Below are 19210 nucleotides of genomic sequence, written 5' to 3' on the forward strand. Positions count from 1 at the left end.
GGCAGGCTCAGCCAGACCGAGCCTTTTTGAAAGTGGGCGCATTATATAGCGGGTTTTGACTCATCTCTATAGAAAAGTCCCGTGCATTCAACACCTTCTGACTGTTTTTTAGTCAAAACGAGCGGAAAAAGTGGTTATTGATATTTCGCCAGTGAATACCGGAAAGTCAGCAAATACAGGGACTTGTCAATCGAGTGGGTATTGATTTTACGCGACGAAACCTTCAGTATATGCGCCGCTCGTGAGGCCTCGCCCGTACATGGGCTGTGATTTAGCCAGGCTAAATGCCTCACAAGTCACATTTATCGCGGAAATCTCCGCCTCCGAATTCCTTTCAATCGCTAACTGAATGGGTTATCCATGAAGATACTTGTAGCCGTAAAACGCGTTGTTGATTACAACGTTAAAGTACGCCCAAAAGCTGATGGCACTGACGTAGATTTAGCTAACGTTAAAATGTCTATCAACCCTTTTTGTGAAATCGCTGTTGAAGAAGCGGTACGACTAAAAGAAGCTGGCACTGCTAGCGAAATCGTCGTGGTTTCTATCGGCCCTAAACAAGCGCAAGAACAAATTCGTACTGCGCTAGCGTTAGGTGCTGATCGCGGTATTCACGTTGAAGCCGACGCTGGTCTTGAGCCACTTGCAGTAGCTAAGTGCCTTAAAGCAGTTATCGCGAACGAAAGCCCTGATCTAGTGATCACTGGTAAGCAATCAATTGATGCGGACAACAACCAAGTGGGTCAAATGCTTGGCGCATTAACTGGTATGCCTCAAGGTACTTTCGCGTCTGAAGTGAAAGTTGAAGACGGCAAAGTAAACGTTACTCGTGAAATCGATGGCGGTTTGCAAACTGTTGCGCTTAACCTTCCTGCAATCGTTACTACCGATTTGCGTTTGAATGAGCCACGTTACGCGTCGTTGCCTAACATCATGAAGGCGAAGAAAAAGCCACTTGATGCGACTACACCTGCTGATTTAGGTGTTGATACGGCGGCTCGCGTTAGCTTGTTGAAAGTTGAGCTTCCAGCAGAGCGTAGCGCAGGTATTAAAGTACCTGACGTTGATACCTTGATCGATAAACTTAAAAATGAGGCGAAGGTGATCTAATGAGTATTCTAGTAATTGCAGAACACGATAATTCAAGCCTCAAAACCGCAACGCTAAACACTGTTGCCGCAGCACAAGCTATCGGTGGCGACATCGAAATCTTAGTTGCAGGTTCTGGCTGTGGTGCGGTTGGTGAAGAAGCGGCAAAAGTTGCCGGCGTTAGCAAAGTATTGGTAGCTGACAACGCTGCCTACGAGCACCAGCTAGCAGAAAATGTTTCTCAATTGATCGCAGAAATTGGCGGAAATTACAGCCACATTCTTGCATCAGCGACAACAACTGGCAAAAACATCATGCCACGCGCTGCAGCATTGCTTGACGTTCAAGCGATCTCTGATATCAGCGGTGTAGAAAGCGCTGATACGTTTAAGCGTCCAATCTACGCGGGTAACGTAATCGCGACTGTACAAAGTTCGGATGCAATCAAAGTAATCACTGTGCGTGGTACTGCATTCGATGCTGTTGCTGCTGAAGGTGGTTCTGCTGCAGTTGAAGCATTAGGTTCTGCACATGATGCAGGCGTTTCTGCATTTGTCGGTGAAGAGCTAGCGAAGAGCGAACGTCCAGAATTGACCTCTGCGAAAATCATCATCTCTGGTGGTCGCGGTATGCAAAATGGCGACAACTTTGAAATGTTGTACAAAGTGGCTGACAAGCTTAACGCTGGTGTTGGTGCATCACGTGCAGCAGTAGATGCTGGCTTCGTTCCTAACGATATGCAAGTGGGTCAAACCGGTAAAATCGTTGCGCCTGAGCTTTACATCGCTGTGGGTATCTCCGGTGCTATCCAGCATTTGGCGGGTATGAAAGACAGTAAAGTGATTGTTGCGATCAACAAAGACGAAGAAGCGCCAATTTTCCAAGTTGCAGACTATGGTTTGGTTGCTGACCTGTTTGAAGCTGTTCCAGAATTAGAATCTAAGATCTAATGAAATTGCTTTAAAACACGTAAAAAGCCAGCTTCATGCTGGCTTTTTTGTTTGTGCTTGTTAAATTAGGCCACTCTTTCAGTTGCGTTATTCAATATTAATTGCGGGGACTTATAAATGACGTTTTGCACTCCAGACTTGTGTGATGATAATCCAGAGCTTGTTCGTGTTTGCGAACCGATGTTTGCAACGTTTGGCGGTAAAGAATCCTTCAGTGGAAAAATTGTCACCATAAAATGCTTCGAAGATAACTCGCTCGTGAAAGAAAATGCGTCAAAACCCGGAGATGGCCAAGTGATGGTGGTTGACGGTGGTGGGTCGCTTCGAAAAGCATTGCTGGGCGATATGATAGCCGAGGAAGCGGTTAAAAATGGCTGGGCAGGGCTAGTCATTTACGGTTGCGTACGTGATGTTGATGCACTTGAGCAACTCGATCTAGGCGTTCAAGCACTTGCGGCTATCCCATTAAAAACCGAAAAGCGTGGCATCGGTGATTTAAACGTTCCCGTGACCTTTGGTGGCGTCACATTTACGCCCGGCGAATACGTTTACGCAGATAACAATGGGGTCATTGTCAGTGAAAAGCCTCTCCTGTAGGGGCAATCACTAATTCTCCTTTCGAGAGCGCCACTTTGGTGCTCTCATTAAGCTTTTCAATAGCACCGTACCCCAAGCTGTCTATACTGAATTTATACAACGATATTGTTGAAAATTCATGACGCAAAAAGCCCCCAATGGCATAGAGCTCGATACGAGCCCAGAAGAAGTCGCCATAACCGTAGATTTGAACGTGATTGAAGATACCTCTGCGCTGAATGCAGGGGTGTTGTGTGGCGTATTGGCGGCTGCCAAGGTCACAGTTGGGGTGGATAAGGGCGCGATTCAAACCGTGCTTGACGATGTTGCAAAAGGGAATTCTGTTCACGCTAGGGTGGTGGCTAGAGCCAAGCCGCTAGTACCGGGAGAGCCTCCTAGCATCGACTATTTCGTTCATCCGGGCGATATTGTCATTGCAGGCGAAGTAATAGCGATCGAATCACCTGGGGTAGAAAGTTGTCCGGGCGAATCTGTTTTTGGCGAGCCAATTAACGCTGCATCCTTTGATTACACGCCACTAGAAGCTGGTGAAAACACGATATTGGATGCTGATGGTCAACTGATTTCGACAATTCATGGTGTGTTGTCATCAGCCGCTGACAAGCTAAGTGTGGAGCCTATTGTTTTTGTGGCGCCTGATAAGCTACAAGCGACGATGGACATTCATGCAGCGACTACGTTGGGCACCCCGATAAGTTTTGAGCATATTGCCGATGCGCTCGCACAGTCAGGTGTTAGTTACGGCGTTGATCAAGATGCAATTTTGGCGGCGCTCGAAGAGGCTGAGGAAACTCACGAAGTCGTAACGCAGGTGGTAGTAGCCAAGGGAAAAGAACCCGTTCCACCGCAACCGGCAACGCTGAAATACCAATTCAAAATTAATGGTGAGTCGCCAGAGAAGTATCTTGATTCCATTAATCCTCAAAAAACTAACGCCGAAGGAGCCGTAAAACCAGTCGATGAAGCGGTCAGCTTAGTTGCGTTGGATGTGGTAAAAGAGGGCAGTGTGATCGCTAAACGCTTTCCAGCGAGCGATGGAGAGGATGGGAGTGATGTGTTTGGCAAGCCAATAAAACCGTTGGCTGTAGCAACTCGAAGTCTTCCTGTTCTCCTACCGGGCGACAATGTTGAGCATAATGAAACGACTGGACAATATACTGCGTCAGTTCTGCTATATGGATACCCGGCCATAAGAGACAACAAAATAGTCGTCATTGATCCTGTAGAGTTAGCTGAAGATCAAATGAGCGCAATGTTGACTCTATATGCGAATTATCAATCTGATAACTACCCCATAACAACATCACTTATATTAAAAAAGTTAGAGTTACTAGGCGTTAGCTACGGCATCGACACCCAGGCTATAGAGAGCGCTATTTCTCAAGTGCAAGAAACCCGACAGCCTCTAATTAAACGCTCAATAGCCACCGGTAAAGATGGTGAAGCAGGTAGCGACGCTTACCTTGAATATATCCTCAACTTGGAAAAGAAAGCGGGCGTTACCAAGGATGACGGCACAATTGACTACAAAGAACGGGGCACTATCGTTAACGTAGAAGGGAATCAGCCAATTTGCACTAAAGTTGCTGCGACCCTGGGACAGCCTGCTGTTACCATTACAGGTGAATCTCAACCCTCTGAGCCGGGAAAAGATATCCAGTTCAAAGCTGGTCAGCATTGCTATTTTAAGGACAATATTTTTTATGCAACGGAAGCTGGAGCGGTTTTTATTAAGGATAACGTGGTTCATGTTACCGAGGTTTTCCAACTTAATGGTGATGTCGATCTACAGTCTGGTAACTTATTTCAAAAGAAAGGCTGTATTGATGTCGGTGGTAGCGTACAAAGTGGATTTGAAGTTAAGGCGAATGGGCACATTATTGTTCGAAATAATATCGAAAACGCCCGTTTGATTGCTGGTGGCGACGTTAATATTGGTGGCGGTATCGTCCAGCCTGAAGGAGGTGATGGATATATACACGCTGTGGGCAATGTCACTGTCAAATTTTCTCAGAATGCTCAAATTTACTCTTATAGCGATATTATTATCGAGCATTCCTGCATGAGTTCACGGCTGCATGCCAAAGGCAGTGTTTACGCACAAAAAGGAAAGGGTAATATTATTGGCGGCGTGGCGAAAGCAGAAAAAACTATTCGAGCAAAGTCCATAGGTTCACCAGCTGCTGCGGTAACCTTTGTCGAAATAGAACTTGATCCTAAGTTTAAGAAGCAATATTTAGAAGAAACTAAACAATTGGAAGAGAGCGCTAAAGTTAATCTTGAAGCAAAAGAGCGTTTGTCGGAATTGGTTAAAGCGTATCGGGAACGTTATGAAGAAGCCAGACTAACGGCTGAAATCATTGTTGAGGATACAATCTATCCTGGCGTGAAAATTAAAATACTTGGGGGATCCAAAAAAATAACTGAAGAAATACGTCGCTGTCGAATAACGCTCGGCACGAATAACGTTATACATATCAAACCGCTTGATAAAAAGGGCTGAACAGGCAGCCCCAAGTCTAAGAAATGGTGTTTTTTAGGAGACTGTAAATAATTCTGTGTAACTGCTGGTTAAACATAGTCACTTAATCGCTCGTCAAATTCAATCATAAAGTGATTTAGTGCGGCCTTCCAATTTCTAATCGGCATCGTCCATTTTTTCGAAGCGTCCATAATTGCCAAAAAGACGACTTTTTTAGCCGAGTCGTCTGTTGGAAATAATTTTCGTTTTTTAATCGCTTTGCGAATCACGCTATTGAGAGACTCGATGGCGTTGGTGGTATAAATTGCTTTGCGTATTTCTGGCGGATAGCTAAACAGCGTGTTCAGGTTGTGCCAGTGGCTTCGCCAGCTGCGTGATATTTGCGGATATTTTGCATCCCAACGCTCCGAGAACTGATCCAGCGCGAGTAGCGCTTCATCCTCAGTGGCGGATTGGTAAATCCGTTTTAAATCCGCTGTAACGGCCTTGTAGTCCTTCCAAGGAACATACCTCACGGAGTTTCTCACCATGTGCACAATGCATAGCTGAATACGTGTGTTGGGGTAGGCGCTGTTGATCGCATCTGGAAAGCCTTTTAAGCCGTCAACACACGCAATCAGAATATCTTGCAGGCCGCGATTTTGTAGCTCGGTTAAGACGTTTAGCCAGAATTTAGCGCCTTCATTTTCTGAGATCCACATGCCTAGCAGTTCTTTATGGCCTTCCATGGTCACACCGAGAGCTAGGTAAACCGACTTGTTGATCACCTGCTTATCCTGCCTGATTTTAAGGACGATACAGTCTAGGTAGACAATAGGGTAAACAGGATCAAGCGGCCGAGATTGCCATTCAACAACGCGCTCAATAACAGCATCGGTGACACGGGATATCAATGTCGGCGAAACATCAGCACCATACATTTCTTTGAAGGTGGCAACGATCTCGCGCGTGGTCATGCCTTTGGCGTAGAGGCTTAAGATCTTGTCATCCATGGACGTAAATCGTGTTTGCCCCTTTTGTACAAGCTGGGGTTCAAAACTGCCGTCACGGTCACGAGGCGTTTCTAATTCAAACTGACCCGCCTCTGTCTTGACGGTTTTACGCGATTTACCATTGCGGTTATTGGCGTTTGTTGACTGAGCGTGTTTGTCGTAACCAAGGTGCTCATCGAGCTCGGCATTCAGTGCGGCTTCGACCGTCACCTTAGTTAACATCTGCCTAAATGCATCAAGGTCAGATTCAGTTTTAATGGCTTTGGCCGCTTCCTTTGCGAAAGCTTCAAGATCTTTAGGGTTCATTGCTTACTATCTCCTCGTTAGGGTCAATAATAAGCAGTTACACAGTTTTAGCTACAGTCTCTTTTTTAGCTATTTATGGCATTTTTATCTTTTCGGATAACTCTTCAGCCGTATCTTTTGCATCATCCATTACATCTTCTGCTTTTTCCATTGCCTCGTCAGCTTTGTCTGATAGCTCTTCCGCCACTTCTTCAGCGGCGTCTTCAGCTTCTTCTGCAGCGCTAGCAATCTCATCTTTAACATTATCAATAGCATCGCCGCCTTGCTCGGCAGCTTCTTCTACAGCGTCCGCTGTGCGTTCAGCTACCGACGCTGGTGCTGCATCTTCGGGTTCTCCGCACGCTGTGACCAATAGTCCCGCAGCAATTAATGGTATCAAACAGCTTAATTGTTTTTTCATAGTAAGTACTCTCCCAATGGTAGTTATATTCAATCAGCACTATATTTGGCTTGATGCTGTGACTGGGATTCTATACACAGTTCTTAACAATAGATAGATACGGTTTAGTCGACTAGTTCTAATTTTGTTTAATCGATGTAACCTTTATAAGAACAGCGCATAAAGAGCGCAACCAATTCCGTCCTATACTCAAATGATAAATTGAAAGATAACGCGTTTAAGGTCATGCTCTTTATGAATCTCGTTGCGGTTAACGAAAAAGTGCGTAAAGATCGAGGGATCAATAGATCGCTAGATGAAAATATTGTGGAATTTGGGCGTTGGGCAGCGGTCAGTTTTCTAGGTATCAATGTTTTCAGTATAGGTTTTACGATTACGAGTAAAGGGGGGAGTTGGCCTGTTATAACGAGTACTGCGCTTGCCCTCGCGTTTTCGCTATACACCCTTATGTTGGCGATTCAATTTGATTCGATATACGCCCGCGGTGCCAAACGCTGGCGTCGACTATTCTATGTAGCATTGTTAACAACAATCTCACTAAATGCTCTATCAATCGGGTACTCCTGGGAATATTTGAATGCTTCTAGCAGTATTTTAGTGTGTTTTGTTTACGCTGTTTTATCATTTTCAAGTGTCGTGTATTTATCCCCTTTGTATCGTTTTTACACGGTGTTTAACCTAGTGGTTTGGGTGTTTACGCCTATCGCTGTAATGTTAATCTCATCCGTCAATATACAATCTGTTCACATAATATCTCTATGTTTTAGCTTGTGTGTATTGGTATGTCTTTTGGGCTACGTACAGGCAAAGAAATTTTGGCAACTCCAAGAAGATAAGTTTCTGACCGAACAAAAGCTTTACGCTTTATCTGCTCAGCAAGCAACGCATAAAACCGAGTCAGCATTTAACTCTAGTCAGTACCTAAATATTAACCGCGGATTAACCTACGGTATCAATGACATTATAGCTGGGGTTTCTTTACTTAATGATGATGGCGAGCCCGAAACGCTCGCTGAAATACAGAAATATGTTAAGCGTGTAGCTATTGCCCAGCTAAGAAAATTAGATTCCATTGAAGACTACGTAAAGCTTCAAGGTGGCAAACTGCCTGTTGAGAATAGCGCGGTTAATCTGGTCCCAGAACTGGAAGCTTTATTCTTTTCTATTGGTTCTTTTGCTAAATTACGAAATATCCGCTTGAATTATTGTATAGCAAGTGATTTTCCTTCTCGTATCAAATGCGACAGTCAAAAGGTCTGCCAGGCACTCGAGAATTATCTCAACTATCGTATCGAAACTTGCAGTACAGGAGATTTATTTGTATCAGTGGATGTCGTTGGAGAACTAAACGTTGGTGAATTCATTTATATTGATACAGTTGATGTCCCAAATGCCACAGCTAAGTCAAATGAAGATGTTCAACCCAATGACGATACCCTCGCCGATACGTCAGGTCTTATGATTGGGGAAGCAATCATCAAGCACTTAGGCGGTGACGTAGTTCATGCGAAAAGCAAAAACGAACAAACAAATATAAAAATTCCAGTAACCACGGTTTCCCACAATAGGGCAGAAATCGACCTTAGGGATACGTTTAGGCAGAGCCTACTAGAGATACATAATGTTCCAGCATCTCTGAAAACAGCGCTACATTCAGCGATAGAAGACTGGGGAATGGCATTCGTTGATCACGATGATGATAGGGTTTCTGATACCGTGTCGAGTAAAGGCGTAAAACGAATGGTGTTGGTGTTTCTTGATCACGAGTCTGATGCTAAGCACGTGGCTACCAAGCTCGAACTGGCCGAATATGATTCGGTAATTTATGTTATTAATGAATTGAATCATATCTTGGGTGTTGAACATCAAGGTCCTTCCTCTGACGCCGATCCATCAGATAACGTATATAAACTGAGTGCGCCTTTAAGTACACGGCGGTTAAAGGAGTTGCTGTATACCATTCACCGCGACAATGGCGACGCAAAGCTTGACTCAAAGGAAAACAATCAAATAGCCGCTAATATTGAAAGTTGTGGAAAAATACTTCTTGTCGAAGATCAAAAAGTCAATCAACTCGTTGCTGCCGGTATGCTTAAAAAACTAGGCTACCAACCTTCTTTGGCGCAGGATGGCAAAGAAGCACTATTGATGCTTGAGCAAGATGAATACGATTTAATATTAATGGACTGTCAGATGACCGGTATGGATGGCTTTGCTGCGACAGAGGCTATAAGGGATCGGGAAAAACTAGGGACCATATCACGCCACATTCCCATCATCGCTTTAACCGCACACAGCGCGGCGGAAGATCAAACGCGCTGCATGGCGGTGGGGATGGACGACTGTTTAACAAAACCCGTTCAATATAATCAACTCGAAGGGTCGATAAGGCGCTGGTTAGGTCGAGACCAAAGCCAAATCTCACACTGACTCTAATCCTAAATATTAAATTTGCTCCAAATAGGGCAGTGATCGGAAGGCTTCTCCATACCGCGAATGTCATAGTCGATACCAGCGTCTTCACAGCGATCATTTAGCGAGTTGCTGGCCAGTATTAAATCGATCCTAAGTCCGCGTTTCGGTTCACGTTCGAATCCGCGTGAACGATAGTCAAACCAGCTAAAGAGATCGTTCGTTTCCGGGTGTATCGTACGGAACGTATCGGCTAACCCCCAGTTTTGTAACCTTTCCAACCATTCTCTTTCTTCAGGCAAAAAGCTACATTTCCCGGTTTTCAACCAGCGTTTGCGGTTGTCGTCACCAATACCAATATCGCTATCGGTTGGCGAGATGTTCATATCGCCCATGACGATGATGTGCTGATTTTTCTCGTAGGAGGATTCTAATAGCGATTGAAGATCACGATAGAACTTTTCTTTATTTGGAAACTTAGTGGGGTGCTCTCGACTCTCTCCTTGCGGAAAGTAACCATTTATTACGGTTAATTTTCCAAGACCAGGATAGTCAAATTCGCCTAGTACAAAGCGCTTTTGAGCTTCTTCATTATCAGTTTCGAAGCCGCATTGCTCTTTAGTTGGCTTAAGTTTCGACAAAAGGGCGACGCCGTAATGCGTTTTTTGGCCGTGATATATCGAGTGGTAACCTAAGGCCTCTATATGCTCTAGTGGGAAGTCGGCATCAATGACTTTGGTTTCTTGTAATCCAATAAAATCTGGATTGTGCGCTTGAACCACAGCATCAAGTTGATGTAGTCGGCTGCGAATACTATTTACGTTGAATGAAACGGCTTTCATGATAGATATATTGTTTCCCCAGGATTATTTACAGTCTCAAAATTGCAAAAGCCGGAATTTTAGATAAATCCCGGCCTTCGCTTTTTTGACGGTTGAATGATTAAAAATTTGCTATTTTTTGTACGCGGTCATTTTCGAGTAGCTTGATATAGTCTACGAGTATGTGTCCAGTTTCGTTTAACACTGGATCTTTATCAGGATCAATTTCTTGGTCAGCTGAAAGTGGTGCGTCATCGTCACCATTACTGTCTTCTGCTTCAAGTTCTTCGACAGTTTTGTAGGTGCTCAAGCCTTTTGCTTTTCTGCGTTTATTCTCAATCGCTAAACTCTTCGATTGAATGCTCGTTTGCTCATTTTTACGTGCTTCCAGGTTGAGCGAAATAGATTTTCGATCTTCGTTCTCTCTAATCAGGTTAGCCTGATCAATTAGGTAAACATAGTCTGGGTCTTTTACCACCCGTTGGTTATGCTTGGTCTGGAGGAATGGCACCATATCATCGAAGTCGAAGTAGGTTGCATGGGGCACTTTATGAATTTGGTCCCAAGGTAAAGCGGTATCGTAGGAACTTTCACCGATATCCTCTGTTTTAATGAAATCAAAATATTTAACATCAGGGATAACACCTCGATGTTGTGTGCTGTCCCCAGAGACACGGTAAAATTTAGATTCGGTAATCTTTAATTGTCCCTGCAATAGAGGAGATAGTGATTGAACCGTACCTTTGCCAAACGTTTGGTTTCCAACCACTAGACCACGTTTATAATCTTGAATCGCACCGGCAAAAATTTCCGAAGCGGATGCACTTAATCGATTGATTAGCACCAGTAATGGGCCTCGGTAGTAGGCTACTCTACGTGAGGTGTAACGCCTGTCTATTTCTTCTCGGCTGGTACGGATCTGCACCACAGGGCCTGGGTCGATAAACAGATCGGTTAGCATGGTTGCTTCTTGTAGCGAACCGCCACCATTATCACGTAAATCTAAAATAATGCCGTCGACATTTTCTTCATTTAATTCGTCGATTAGGCGTTGTACGTCACGTGTTGTTGAGCGAGCGTTGGGGTCGCGGCGACGGTAAGCTTCGAAATCGTGATAAAAGGTAGGAATGTCGATAACGCCAACCTTATACAGATTTTTACCATCGGTTAATTCAAATACGGCTTTCTTGGCAGCTTGCTCTTCGAGTTTGACGGTATCACGCGTGATTTTAACAATTTTGATTTGATCTTCAGGTGTTAAGGTTTTGAGTCGGACTATTGTATTGCGCTGGCCACGAATTAGCTGAACCACATCGTCGAGACGCCAATCAATCACATCGACCAATTCGCCTTGGTCGCCTTGTCCCACCGCCACGATTCTATCGGAGCGTTTTAATTCTCCTTGTTTGTCAGCTGGGCCGCCGACAATAACCCGGTCAACTTTAGTGTACTCATCCTCGGTACGAAGAACCGCACCAATGCCTTGCAATTGTAAGGACATATTGATGGTAAAGTTTTCCACGGTGCTTGGTGACATGTAATTTGTGTGGGGATCGTAGAGGAGGGTGAGCGCATTCATCATAGTCTCGAACACGTCATCTTGATTTTGTTGCTCTACACGGGTCAGCTGCATCTGATAGCGTTTAATGAGCGCTGTTTTAGCCTCTTCCAAGGTTTTATCAGTTAACATCAAACTCAACAGATTTAATTTGATTCTCTTGTGCCAAAGTTTATTGGATTCAGCCAAATCTTTGGACCAAACGCTGTTTTCGAAATCGACGTTGATTGAATCTTCCGTCGTGAACTCAAATGTTTGATCGGGGTTTTCTAAACGACTAATCGCAGACTCTAAGCGAACAGCGACGCGCTGACGATAGCGGTTAAAAATGTCATAGCCGACACTGAGGTCTCCGGCACGAATATAGTCATCAAACTTTGTAGAGTGCGATTCGAACTCTTTGATATCGCTCTCATAAAAAAAGCTCTTCGCTGGATCAAGGGTGTCGATATAATTATCGAAAAAGCGTTCAGACATGGTGTCGTTCAAAGGCATTTTTCGAAAGTGCCGGCTATTTAATGTGCTGACTAATTCTTGAGCAGTTTTACCTTGTTCCCTCAGAGGGGTGAGTTGTGTCAGTGCCACGCTCGTGCTGACGTAGCACAACATTAAGGATAGTACGCTGAATGACCAACCAGCTAGCTTGAGGGTGGTTAAGTTCGATCTACTTAGCTTCATAAGTCGTACGTTTTCCAAGTGTTGAGGGGAGTTGAACAAGCATTTATATAGTGTTTGTAATTAAGCATTATAGCGCCGATGAATTCAATTAAACGCCTCTGAATAACGCGAATTAGTTGCTATAAATGGCCTATTAATACCTGCGACGCTTAATTTCTAGGCTTTAGCTCCTCGTCGCGCGACGCTATTTTGTGTATCTGGGCAACCAAAAGCGGAACACCGAGCCTTCACCAAGAGTACTATCGACCTCTAATTGACCCCCTAGGAGGTTAACCAGTTCCCTAGTGATTGTGAGGCCGAGACCCGTGCCTGGCGTGCCATGAGTCCTCGAGCTAGCCTGGACAAACTTGCCGAAAACAGTGCTCAATTCCTCGTTCGCAATCCCTATACCGGTATCAGAGACAGAAATCCAAACACCCATATGGTCATTTAGCGAGCCGATTTGTGCTTCGACGGTCACACCGCCAGTCTCGGTATATTTGAGACCGTTTGAGACCAGGTTAAATAATACTTGGATTAGCCTCTGACGATCTGTTAAGACCAATAGTTCGCTTTCTGGAAGCTTAAAATCAAGATAAAGCTCTCGTTGCTGCGCTTCATAGATCAAGTCATTCTTAACGTCGGCAAAGACGTCTTCTATCGATACAACTTCTTTGTGTATCTCGACTTTGCCAGACTCTATTTTCGCAATATCTAAAAGGTCATTGATAATGGATAGTAAATGGAGGGCGTTTTTTTCGACGGTAGTCAACGCTTGGAATGAACGTTGCGATAATTCGTCGCTATCCATTTTAAGCACTCGGCGAGTGAAACCAATGACTGCATTTAATGGTGTCCTTAATTCATGAGAAACGTTGGCGAGGAATTGGCTCTTCGCGATATTGGCCGCCTCGGCTTGGTTTTTTGCAGAGGACAATTGCTCAGTACGTTGTTGAATTAAGTTTTCAATATTAATTTGACGATTTACGAACGTCATACTTAAAGTAGAAGCAAAAAAGCTTGCAATAATGGCAAATAAATATGAAGCATTTTGAGTGTTGTAAGCCGTCAGAGAATCGCTATAAGGTTTGATGCCAAAAGACATTTTCCAGGTTCGATTAAACACATCAATTTCCTGCTGATAGCTCAACACTTGTGTTTCGCCATTGGTATAGATCAGGGTGTTGTTTTCATCAGTTTCATCAATAACATTGAAGTTAAAATCTCTATTTAAGCCGTATTTTTTAACGATGTTTTCAATCAATCGTTTAGGTTCAAATACAAGAAGCATTACACCAAGGAAGTTATTGCTATCAATTGAATATTGTCGGTCGGCGTTCTGATCCTGAATCACAGGTATCACAAACATTACACCAGGCTCTCCATTCCTGGGTTTAGTATATAAAGCGGTCGAGAATATACTTTTTCTACTGAGGCTTTTTTCAATTGCAGTTGCCGTCGAAGGGTGGCTGAGTAGATCGAGACCAGCGGAACTATCAGGGCCGGTTGGGTAGGCAAAATAGACCGGTATATAAACGCTGCGTTGGCCAGCATCTGTGTATGTTCGGTTTATGTTGTACTCTAGTATTTTATACTCACTATTCACCTCGATGGATGCCTGATCTAAGAGGCTGTCTACATCGTTAAATAATACCCTCGGGGCCCATGCCAGCGTCGTAATGCTAGGTTCATAATGTATTACGCTATCACCTATAGTGTTAAATTCCCTAAGCTCTAAACCACCGCTTGCTAATTGATAAGCACGCAACGAATCAAGTGCTTGAGCCATTGAATACATTCGTTGCTGTATTTCGAAACCTGCACTTTGTCCAGTCTGAGCAAGTATTTCATTATTTTTTTGCAAACTATCTTCTTTAACGATATGAAGACCAATATTGACCAAACCAAGGAAAAAAACTAGGAAAGCAAATAGACCTACGCGTTGATGGGTTTTGATACCGATACAATTAAATACAACATAGAGAAAGAACGGGGTCGCAAGGAGCAGGCCGATAACATTGCCAGAAAACCAGCCAAAACATAACTGCCACACTTGAAAGTCACTTAACCCCAGTCTGGAATACAGTAAAAAGCCGCCCCACAGTGGCGAAATGACACAGCCCAAAGAACCTATTAGCATCAGCGTGATAAATTGCCGATCTGATGCAGGGACCAAGCGGTTGGTAAATAGCTTTTTATACAGCGAGTAGCTAACAAACGCCTGAAGAGCGCTTCCAAAGCCCGCAGCAATACTGGCGACAACTAAGTCGGCAAGATGTATTGAAGCAAAGTTTTGCAGAAATGAGCCATGAACGAGCGTAGAGCCGATCCAAATAGCGGGGAGGATAGGTCGTCCCCAGATAAGAATTGCCGCTAGGGCCAGGCCCGCAGATGGCCATACAAACGTAGTAAAGCTACCAGGTGGGTTAACAACGAGAGATCCCAGCCCCAGCACAACGTAAATAGCCGCGATCCCAATATTCTTGTAGATGATGCTCAATTTAATGCTCCGAATAGAACAGCGAACGTTGTCTATTTTTTGCGTTACAGTGCATATCCGACCTTTTTACTTGGTTATAAACGGCTAGTGCGTATCTGGACCGTTGAAAAAATGAGCAGTAACCCAGCGTTCCACTGTTTGTTAGGTGCTCCAATACAAAAAGTATAGAAGGCTATCGATTTACTGTTCTCACTTTTCAATAAATCCAGTAGAATGCGTGCCCTCTTGATGTGCGGATAAAGCAATACAAGCATCTCGAGACATGCACCCGTAGCTCAGCTGGATAGAGTAGGTGGCTTCGAACCACTTGGTCGGGAGTTCGAATCTCTCCGGGTGCGCCATACACAAAACCCTCGCCAATTGGCGGGGGTTTTGTGTATGGCGCACCCGGAAATATTCAGCCAAAGCTCCCCAGTTCGACCCGTTACGAGAGTAACTGGGACAAGGAGCGAAGCGACGCCGCCCCGCAGGGGCAACAACATCTTCCGCGATGTTGTTGTCAATCTCTCACCTTACGCCATACAACACTCACCAAACTACGCCTCGCCAATTGGCGGGGGTTTTGTGTATGGCGCACCCGGAAATATTCAGCCAAAGCTCCCCAGTTCGACCCGTTACGAGAGTAACTGGGACAAGGAGCGAAGCGACGCCGCCCCGCAGGGGCAACAACATCTTCCGCGATGTTGTTGTCAATCTCTCACCTTACGCCATACAACACTCACCAAACTACGCCTCGCCAATTGGCGGGGGTTTTGTGTATGCCGCACCCGGAAATATTCAGCCAAAGCTCCCAGTTCGACCCGTTACGAGAGTAACTGGGACAAGGAGCGAAGCGACGCCGCCCCGCAGGGGCAACAACATCTTCGGCGATGTTGTTGTCAATCTCTCACCTTACGCCATACAACACTCACCAAACTACGCCTCGCCAACAAGCGGGCGTTTTGTGTATGGCGCACCCGGAAATATTCAGCCAAAGCTCCCAGTTCGACCCGTTACGAGAGTAACTGGGACAAGGAGCGAAGCGACGCTGCCCCGCAGGGGCAACAACATCTTCGGCGATGTTGTTGTCTATCTCTCGTTTCTCGCCATACTCCCCCTAAAAACGCCAACTAGGCAATCGTCGCGCCCGTGTAAACGTATATCGTAGCCCCACAATAAATCGATAGATCAAAAGGGTCAACAAGGTCATTCGAGCCGTTATAAAACCTAAAACAACTGCTAAGCTTTTTAAATGAACAGCTTACAGTGTTACATGACAGGTAAATTGAATTTGCGTTTGGCGACAATTGTCGTTCTGCTGCTTAGCCTGAGTAGAGTACCTTTGATAGGGGCTGCTGAATATATTGTTGGTGTTGAGACAATCAACTACAAGCCATATTACTACCTTGAAAATGGCGAGTATCACGGATTTGCACGTGAACTTTTTGACGGATTTTCACAATACTCAGGGCATTCATTTACGTTTCGCCCATTACCAATTAACAGGCTCTATGAGGAATTCCGGAATGAAAAAATAGATTTCAAATTTCCGGATAATCCCAACTGGGGAAGTGATGAGAAGAGGGGGCTGACGGTTTTATACAGTGATCCCGTCGTGGGGTTCATTGATGGTGTGCTCACTCTTTCTTCACGTGATTGTGAAAATACTCCCCTAAAATCTCTGGGGTATGTTCGAGGATTTACCCCCTGGCCTTATTTACCTGATATTGAGAAAAAAAAGCTCAAGGCGGTTCAGGTTAACGCGCTAGAAAGCTTACTAAAAATGGTCAAAGCCGGTCGCATAGAGGCTGCCTTTGTCAATATATCGGTTGCACATGCCTTGATGAAAGATATGCAGATAACAAAAGATGAACTTAGTTTTTCTGAAGGTTGTCCGCATGACGCGTCAAATTATTTATTGTCTACTAAACGATATAGCGATGTTGTAACACAATTTAATGAATACCTGGCTTCATCCAAAGTAGCAACGCTTCGCTCACAATATAATTTAGAGGTAAACGAGTGAGCAGGCTGTCATGAAACAAGTGATTCGATTGTTGCTGTTGCCAGCGCTACTAACGTTCCTGTTGATATCTTCAGTATTCGGTTCCGAGTGGTCTGAGACTGAGCTGCACCTCCAATATGGCAACTTAGATGCGCCTTCTTTTGCCGGCGGCGAGACTGCAAGAACGTCAATTGTTACACTTCAAAATAGTAGTGGTTGGAAATACGGCCAGAACTTCTTTTTTGTCGACTTTGCCTTTGACGATAATACCGACGGCTTTAATGAGGCCAGTGCTTTTGCCGAGTTTATCCCAACGCTTAATCTAAATGATGTAACAGGTAGCGACCTCTCTATTGGTCCTGTTAGAGCTTTGGGCTTAGTGCTGGGCTTAAACGTTGCGACATCCGCGAAAAAAATGAAGGTGATGCCGGGTCTAAAACTATTTTTTGATGCACCAGGTTTTGCATATCTAAACACCGACATAATGCGTTACATCGATAAGTCGCGGGGGTTGGATAAAGGCGGTGCTCCAGCCGAGGATGATAGCTGGCAAATAGATACTGCATTCCTCTTTCCCTTTTCGGTAGGCCAGCACCGATTTAGCGTGACTGGACACGTAGAATATGTCCATGCTCGGAAAAACGATTTAGGGGACGATATTCCCTATTCTGTTTTATCGCAAACTCAGTTTCGTTACGACCTTGGCCACGCTGTGTGGGAGCAAAAGGATCGACTATTTGTTGGAATCGAGTACCAATACTGGAGAAATAAACTCGGTGATCCATCAACGACGGAGTCAGCTCCGCAACTGCTTATAGTCTGGCGTTTCTAACATGCGTAAGCTTATCGCCGAAATGAAACCGGTCAAAAAAGCGCTTGCCAAGCAATTAGTGAGCACTATTCTGGCGGCCTACTTCATAATTGCAATTGCTGTAACAGGATCGCAATTGTTCTACGACTTTTACCATGAGAAAGAAAACCAACATCTGAAAATCGACTCCCTCATCAGAAACTTTGAAGGCTCTTTTAGTAGCGCATTATGGAACTATGATGAAGAGCAAGTGAAAGCACTTGTTGATGGCTTGGGTAACAATGAGGAAATTTTGGGTGTAGCCATAGTTGGTGGCGACGATTTTAGTTACCAGGTGGGCGAAGTAGGAGAGCTCAAACCCAATAGCCAGGTGCATAGTTTTTCTAAAACGTATACGCAGTACTACGCCATTCGATCGCCCGATCAGCCTCAAGAAATCATCGGAACACTTTATGTATTCTCTGGGTTTGAAACAGTTTTCGCGAGAGCCTATACGACGTTTCTTGTATCGCTGTTGGCAGCATCCTTAAAAACGTTTGCATTGTGGTTGATTGCAGTGAGGGTAATCAATCGATTTGTTGGTAAACCCATCAGTGCACTACAACAAGACGTCATCAGTCTTGACATTGAAGAGGCTAAAGATATATCCGCGTCAGAGAACGATGCATCACAAAATACCTCAAACAGTGATGAAAACGAACTAGATCGTTTGAAAGTATGTTTTCAAGCGCTATTCAATGAGTTACGAAACCAAAATTATATCATCAACAACCAAACAGCCAGCCTTGAACGTCTTGTCAATGCCAAAACCACGGAATTGCAAAGTACCATTGAGCAGCTTCGTCAAGCCAATTCGATTAAAACCAACTTCTTAGCGAATATTTCCCACGAGTTACGCACGCCGTTAAATGCAATTATTGGGTTTAGCCGTCGCTTGGCTAGAAATAGCAATACCGAAAAGGTAGGAAGCGAAAACGAAGAAAAGAACAAAGAAATCTACGCAATTATTCTCCGCAATAGCGAAGCTTTATTAGACTTAATCAATAAAATGCTCGATATGAGTCGTATAAGCGGCGGTAACATATCACTCGTTAAAAAGCGGGTTGAGATTGGTGGTCTTATTGAATCGGCCGTAGAGCAAGTGAAATCAAAGCTCAAAGACAAATCCCTTAACCTTGAGTTAGCCATTACGCCTAATCTGTATGTCGAAGCTGATCCTGAGCGGTTGATACAACTCATTCAGAATTTGGTGTCCAACGCTATTAAATTCACCAATGACGGCTCCATCGCTATCAGTACCTCCAGTGAAGTACATAATGACGTTGCTGGTTGTACAATTTCGTTTCTCGATACCGGCGTCGGTATCGCAGAGAATGAATTACCGATGTTGTTTCAGCACTTCCAGAAGTTAGGCGACGAAAACCTCAACACAGTGCCAGGCACAGGCCTAGGGTTAGCAATAGTCTATGAGCTAGTAAAACTCCACGGTGGTGAAATCAGGGTAGATAGCATCCTCGGGAAGGGTAGCTTGTTCCAAGTGTGGTTGCCGGAATCAAGTGGTGAAAAACCCGCATAGACTTTCAATGCTCTTGTCGCTCGCCCATTCAGATAGATAGCCGTCAAATAGTTACCGATGTACCAACTGACGATA

General features: G+C 44.5%; 13 protein-coding genes and 1 tRNA gene. 9 read left to right on the forward strand and 5 right to left on the reverse strand.

Features of this window, described 5'->3' with window-relative positions; translation table 11 throughout:
- Positions 1 to 360: 360 nt before the first annotated feature.
- From ACZ5NB_RS09250 to ACZ5NB_RS09265, 4 genes are all read left to right on the forward strand, one after another.
- On the forward strand, positions 361 to 1110 hold the full coding sequence (locus ACZ5NB_RS09250; RefSeq protein WP_460232972.1) for an electron transfer flavoprotein subunit beta/FixA family protein: 750 nt from the start codon (positions 361 to 363) through the stop codon (positions 1108 to 1110).
- Complete coding sequence (locus ACZ5NB_RS09255; protein WP_460232973.1) at positions 1110 to 2039, forward strand: electron transfer flavoprotein subunit alpha/FixB family protein; 930 nt, start codon at positions 1110 to 1112, stop codon at positions 2037 to 2039. Before ACZ5NB_RS09250 ends, ACZ5NB_RS09255 begins: the two co-directional genes overlap by 1 nt.
- 117 nt (positions 2040 to 2156) lie before the next feature.
- Positions 2157 to 2636, forward strand: coding sequence for a ribonuclease E activity regulator RraA (rraA, locus tag ACZ5NB_RS09260; RefSeq protein WP_460232974.1), 480 nt, complete (start codon positions 2157 to 2159; stop codon positions 2634 to 2636).
- A gap of 118 nt (positions 2637 to 2754) precedes the next feature.
- Positions 2755 to 5139: a flagellar assembly protein A gene (locus ACZ5NB_RS09265; protein ID WP_460232975.1), complete on the forward strand. Its 2385-nt coding sequence runs from the start codon at positions 2755 to 2757 to the stop codon at positions 5137 to 5139.
- Between the two features lie 68 nt (positions 5140 to 5207).
- Here ACZ5NB_RS09265 and ACZ5NB_RS09270 read toward each other — a convergent pair whose 3' ends face one another.
- Together ACZ5NB_RS09270 and ACZ5NB_RS09275 are read right to left on the reverse strand one after the other, a co-directional pair.
- Positions 5208 to 6416, reverse strand: a complete 1209-nt coding sequence (locus ACZ5NB_RS09270) for an IS256 family transposase (RefSeq protein WP_460233227.1) — start codon at positions 6414 to 6416, stop codon at positions 5208 to 5210.
- A 73-nt stretch (positions 6417 to 6489) separates the two neighbouring features.
- Complete coding sequence (locus ACZ5NB_RS09275; protein WP_460232976.1) at positions 6490 to 6816, reverse strand: hypothetical protein; 327 nt, start codon at positions 6814 to 6816, stop codon at positions 6490 to 6492.
- A 234-nt stretch (positions 6817 to 7050) separates the two neighbouring features.
- Here ACZ5NB_RS09275 and ACZ5NB_RS09280 point away from each other — a divergent pair, with 234 nt between their 5' ends.
- Positions 7051 to 9246 carry a response regulator gene (locus ACZ5NB_RS09280; protein ID WP_460232977.1) on the forward strand — a complete coding sequence of 732 codons (2196 nt, stop codon included), beginning with the start codon at positions 7051 to 7053 and terminating at the stop codon, positions 9244 to 9246.
- 8 nt (positions 9247 to 9254) lie between these two features.
- Here ACZ5NB_RS09280 and xthA read toward each other — a convergent pair whose 3' ends face one another.
- The 3 genes from xthA to ACZ5NB_RS09295 all read right to left on the reverse strand — a co-directional run bounded on the left by xthA (position 9255) and on the right by ACZ5NB_RS09295 (position 14764).
- On the reverse strand, positions 9255 to 10070 hold the full coding sequence (gene xthA, locus ACZ5NB_RS09285; RefSeq protein WP_460232978.1) for an exodeoxyribonuclease III: 816 nt from the start codon (positions 10068 to 10070) through the stop codon (positions 9255 to 9257).
- 100 nt (positions 10071 to 10170) lie between these two features.
- Complete coding sequence (locus ACZ5NB_RS09290) at positions 10171 to 12285, reverse strand: carboxy terminal-processing peptidase (protein ID WP_460232979.1); 2115 nt, start codon at positions 12283 to 12285, stop codon at positions 10171 to 10173.
- Positions 12286 to 12469: 184 nt separating this feature from the next.
- Complete coding sequence (locus ACZ5NB_RS09295) at positions 12470 to 14764, reverse strand: ATP-binding protein (protein WP_460232980.1); 2295 nt, start codon at positions 14762 to 14764, stop codon at positions 12470 to 12472.
- Positions 14765 to 15028: 264 nt separating this feature from the next.
- Here ACZ5NB_RS09295 and ACZ5NB_RS09300 point away from each other — a divergent pair.
- The 4 genes from ACZ5NB_RS09300 (at position 15029) to ACZ5NB_RS09315 (ending at position 19135) form a co-directional block, all read left to right on the forward strand.
- Positions 15029 to 15105 (forward strand) — tRNA-Arg (locus ACZ5NB_RS09300).
- Positions 15106 to 16016: 911 nt separating this feature from the next.
- The gene (locus ACZ5NB_RS09305) at positions 16017 to 16769 is read left to right on the forward strand and encodes a substrate-binding periplasmic protein (protein ID WP_460234867.1); all 753 of its coding nucleotides are present in this window, start codon (positions 16017 to 16019) and stop codon (positions 16767 to 16769) included.
- A gap of 10 nt (positions 16770 to 16779) precedes the next feature.
- Entirely contained in the window at positions 16780 to 17580 is an 801-nt protein-coding gene (locus ACZ5NB_RS09310) for an outer membrane protein OmpK (RefSeq protein WP_460234866.1), read from the forward strand.
- 1 nt (position 17581) lies between these two features.
- Positions 17582 to 19135, forward strand: a complete 1554-nt coding sequence (locus ACZ5NB_RS09315; protein WP_460234865.1) for a HAMP domain-containing sensor histidine kinase — start codon at positions 17582 to 17584, stop codon at positions 19133 to 19135.
- The last annotated feature ends 75 nt before the right edge of the window (positions 19136 to 19210 follow it).

The sequence above is a fragment of the Aurantivibrio plasticivorans genome (genome assembly GCF_055392955.1).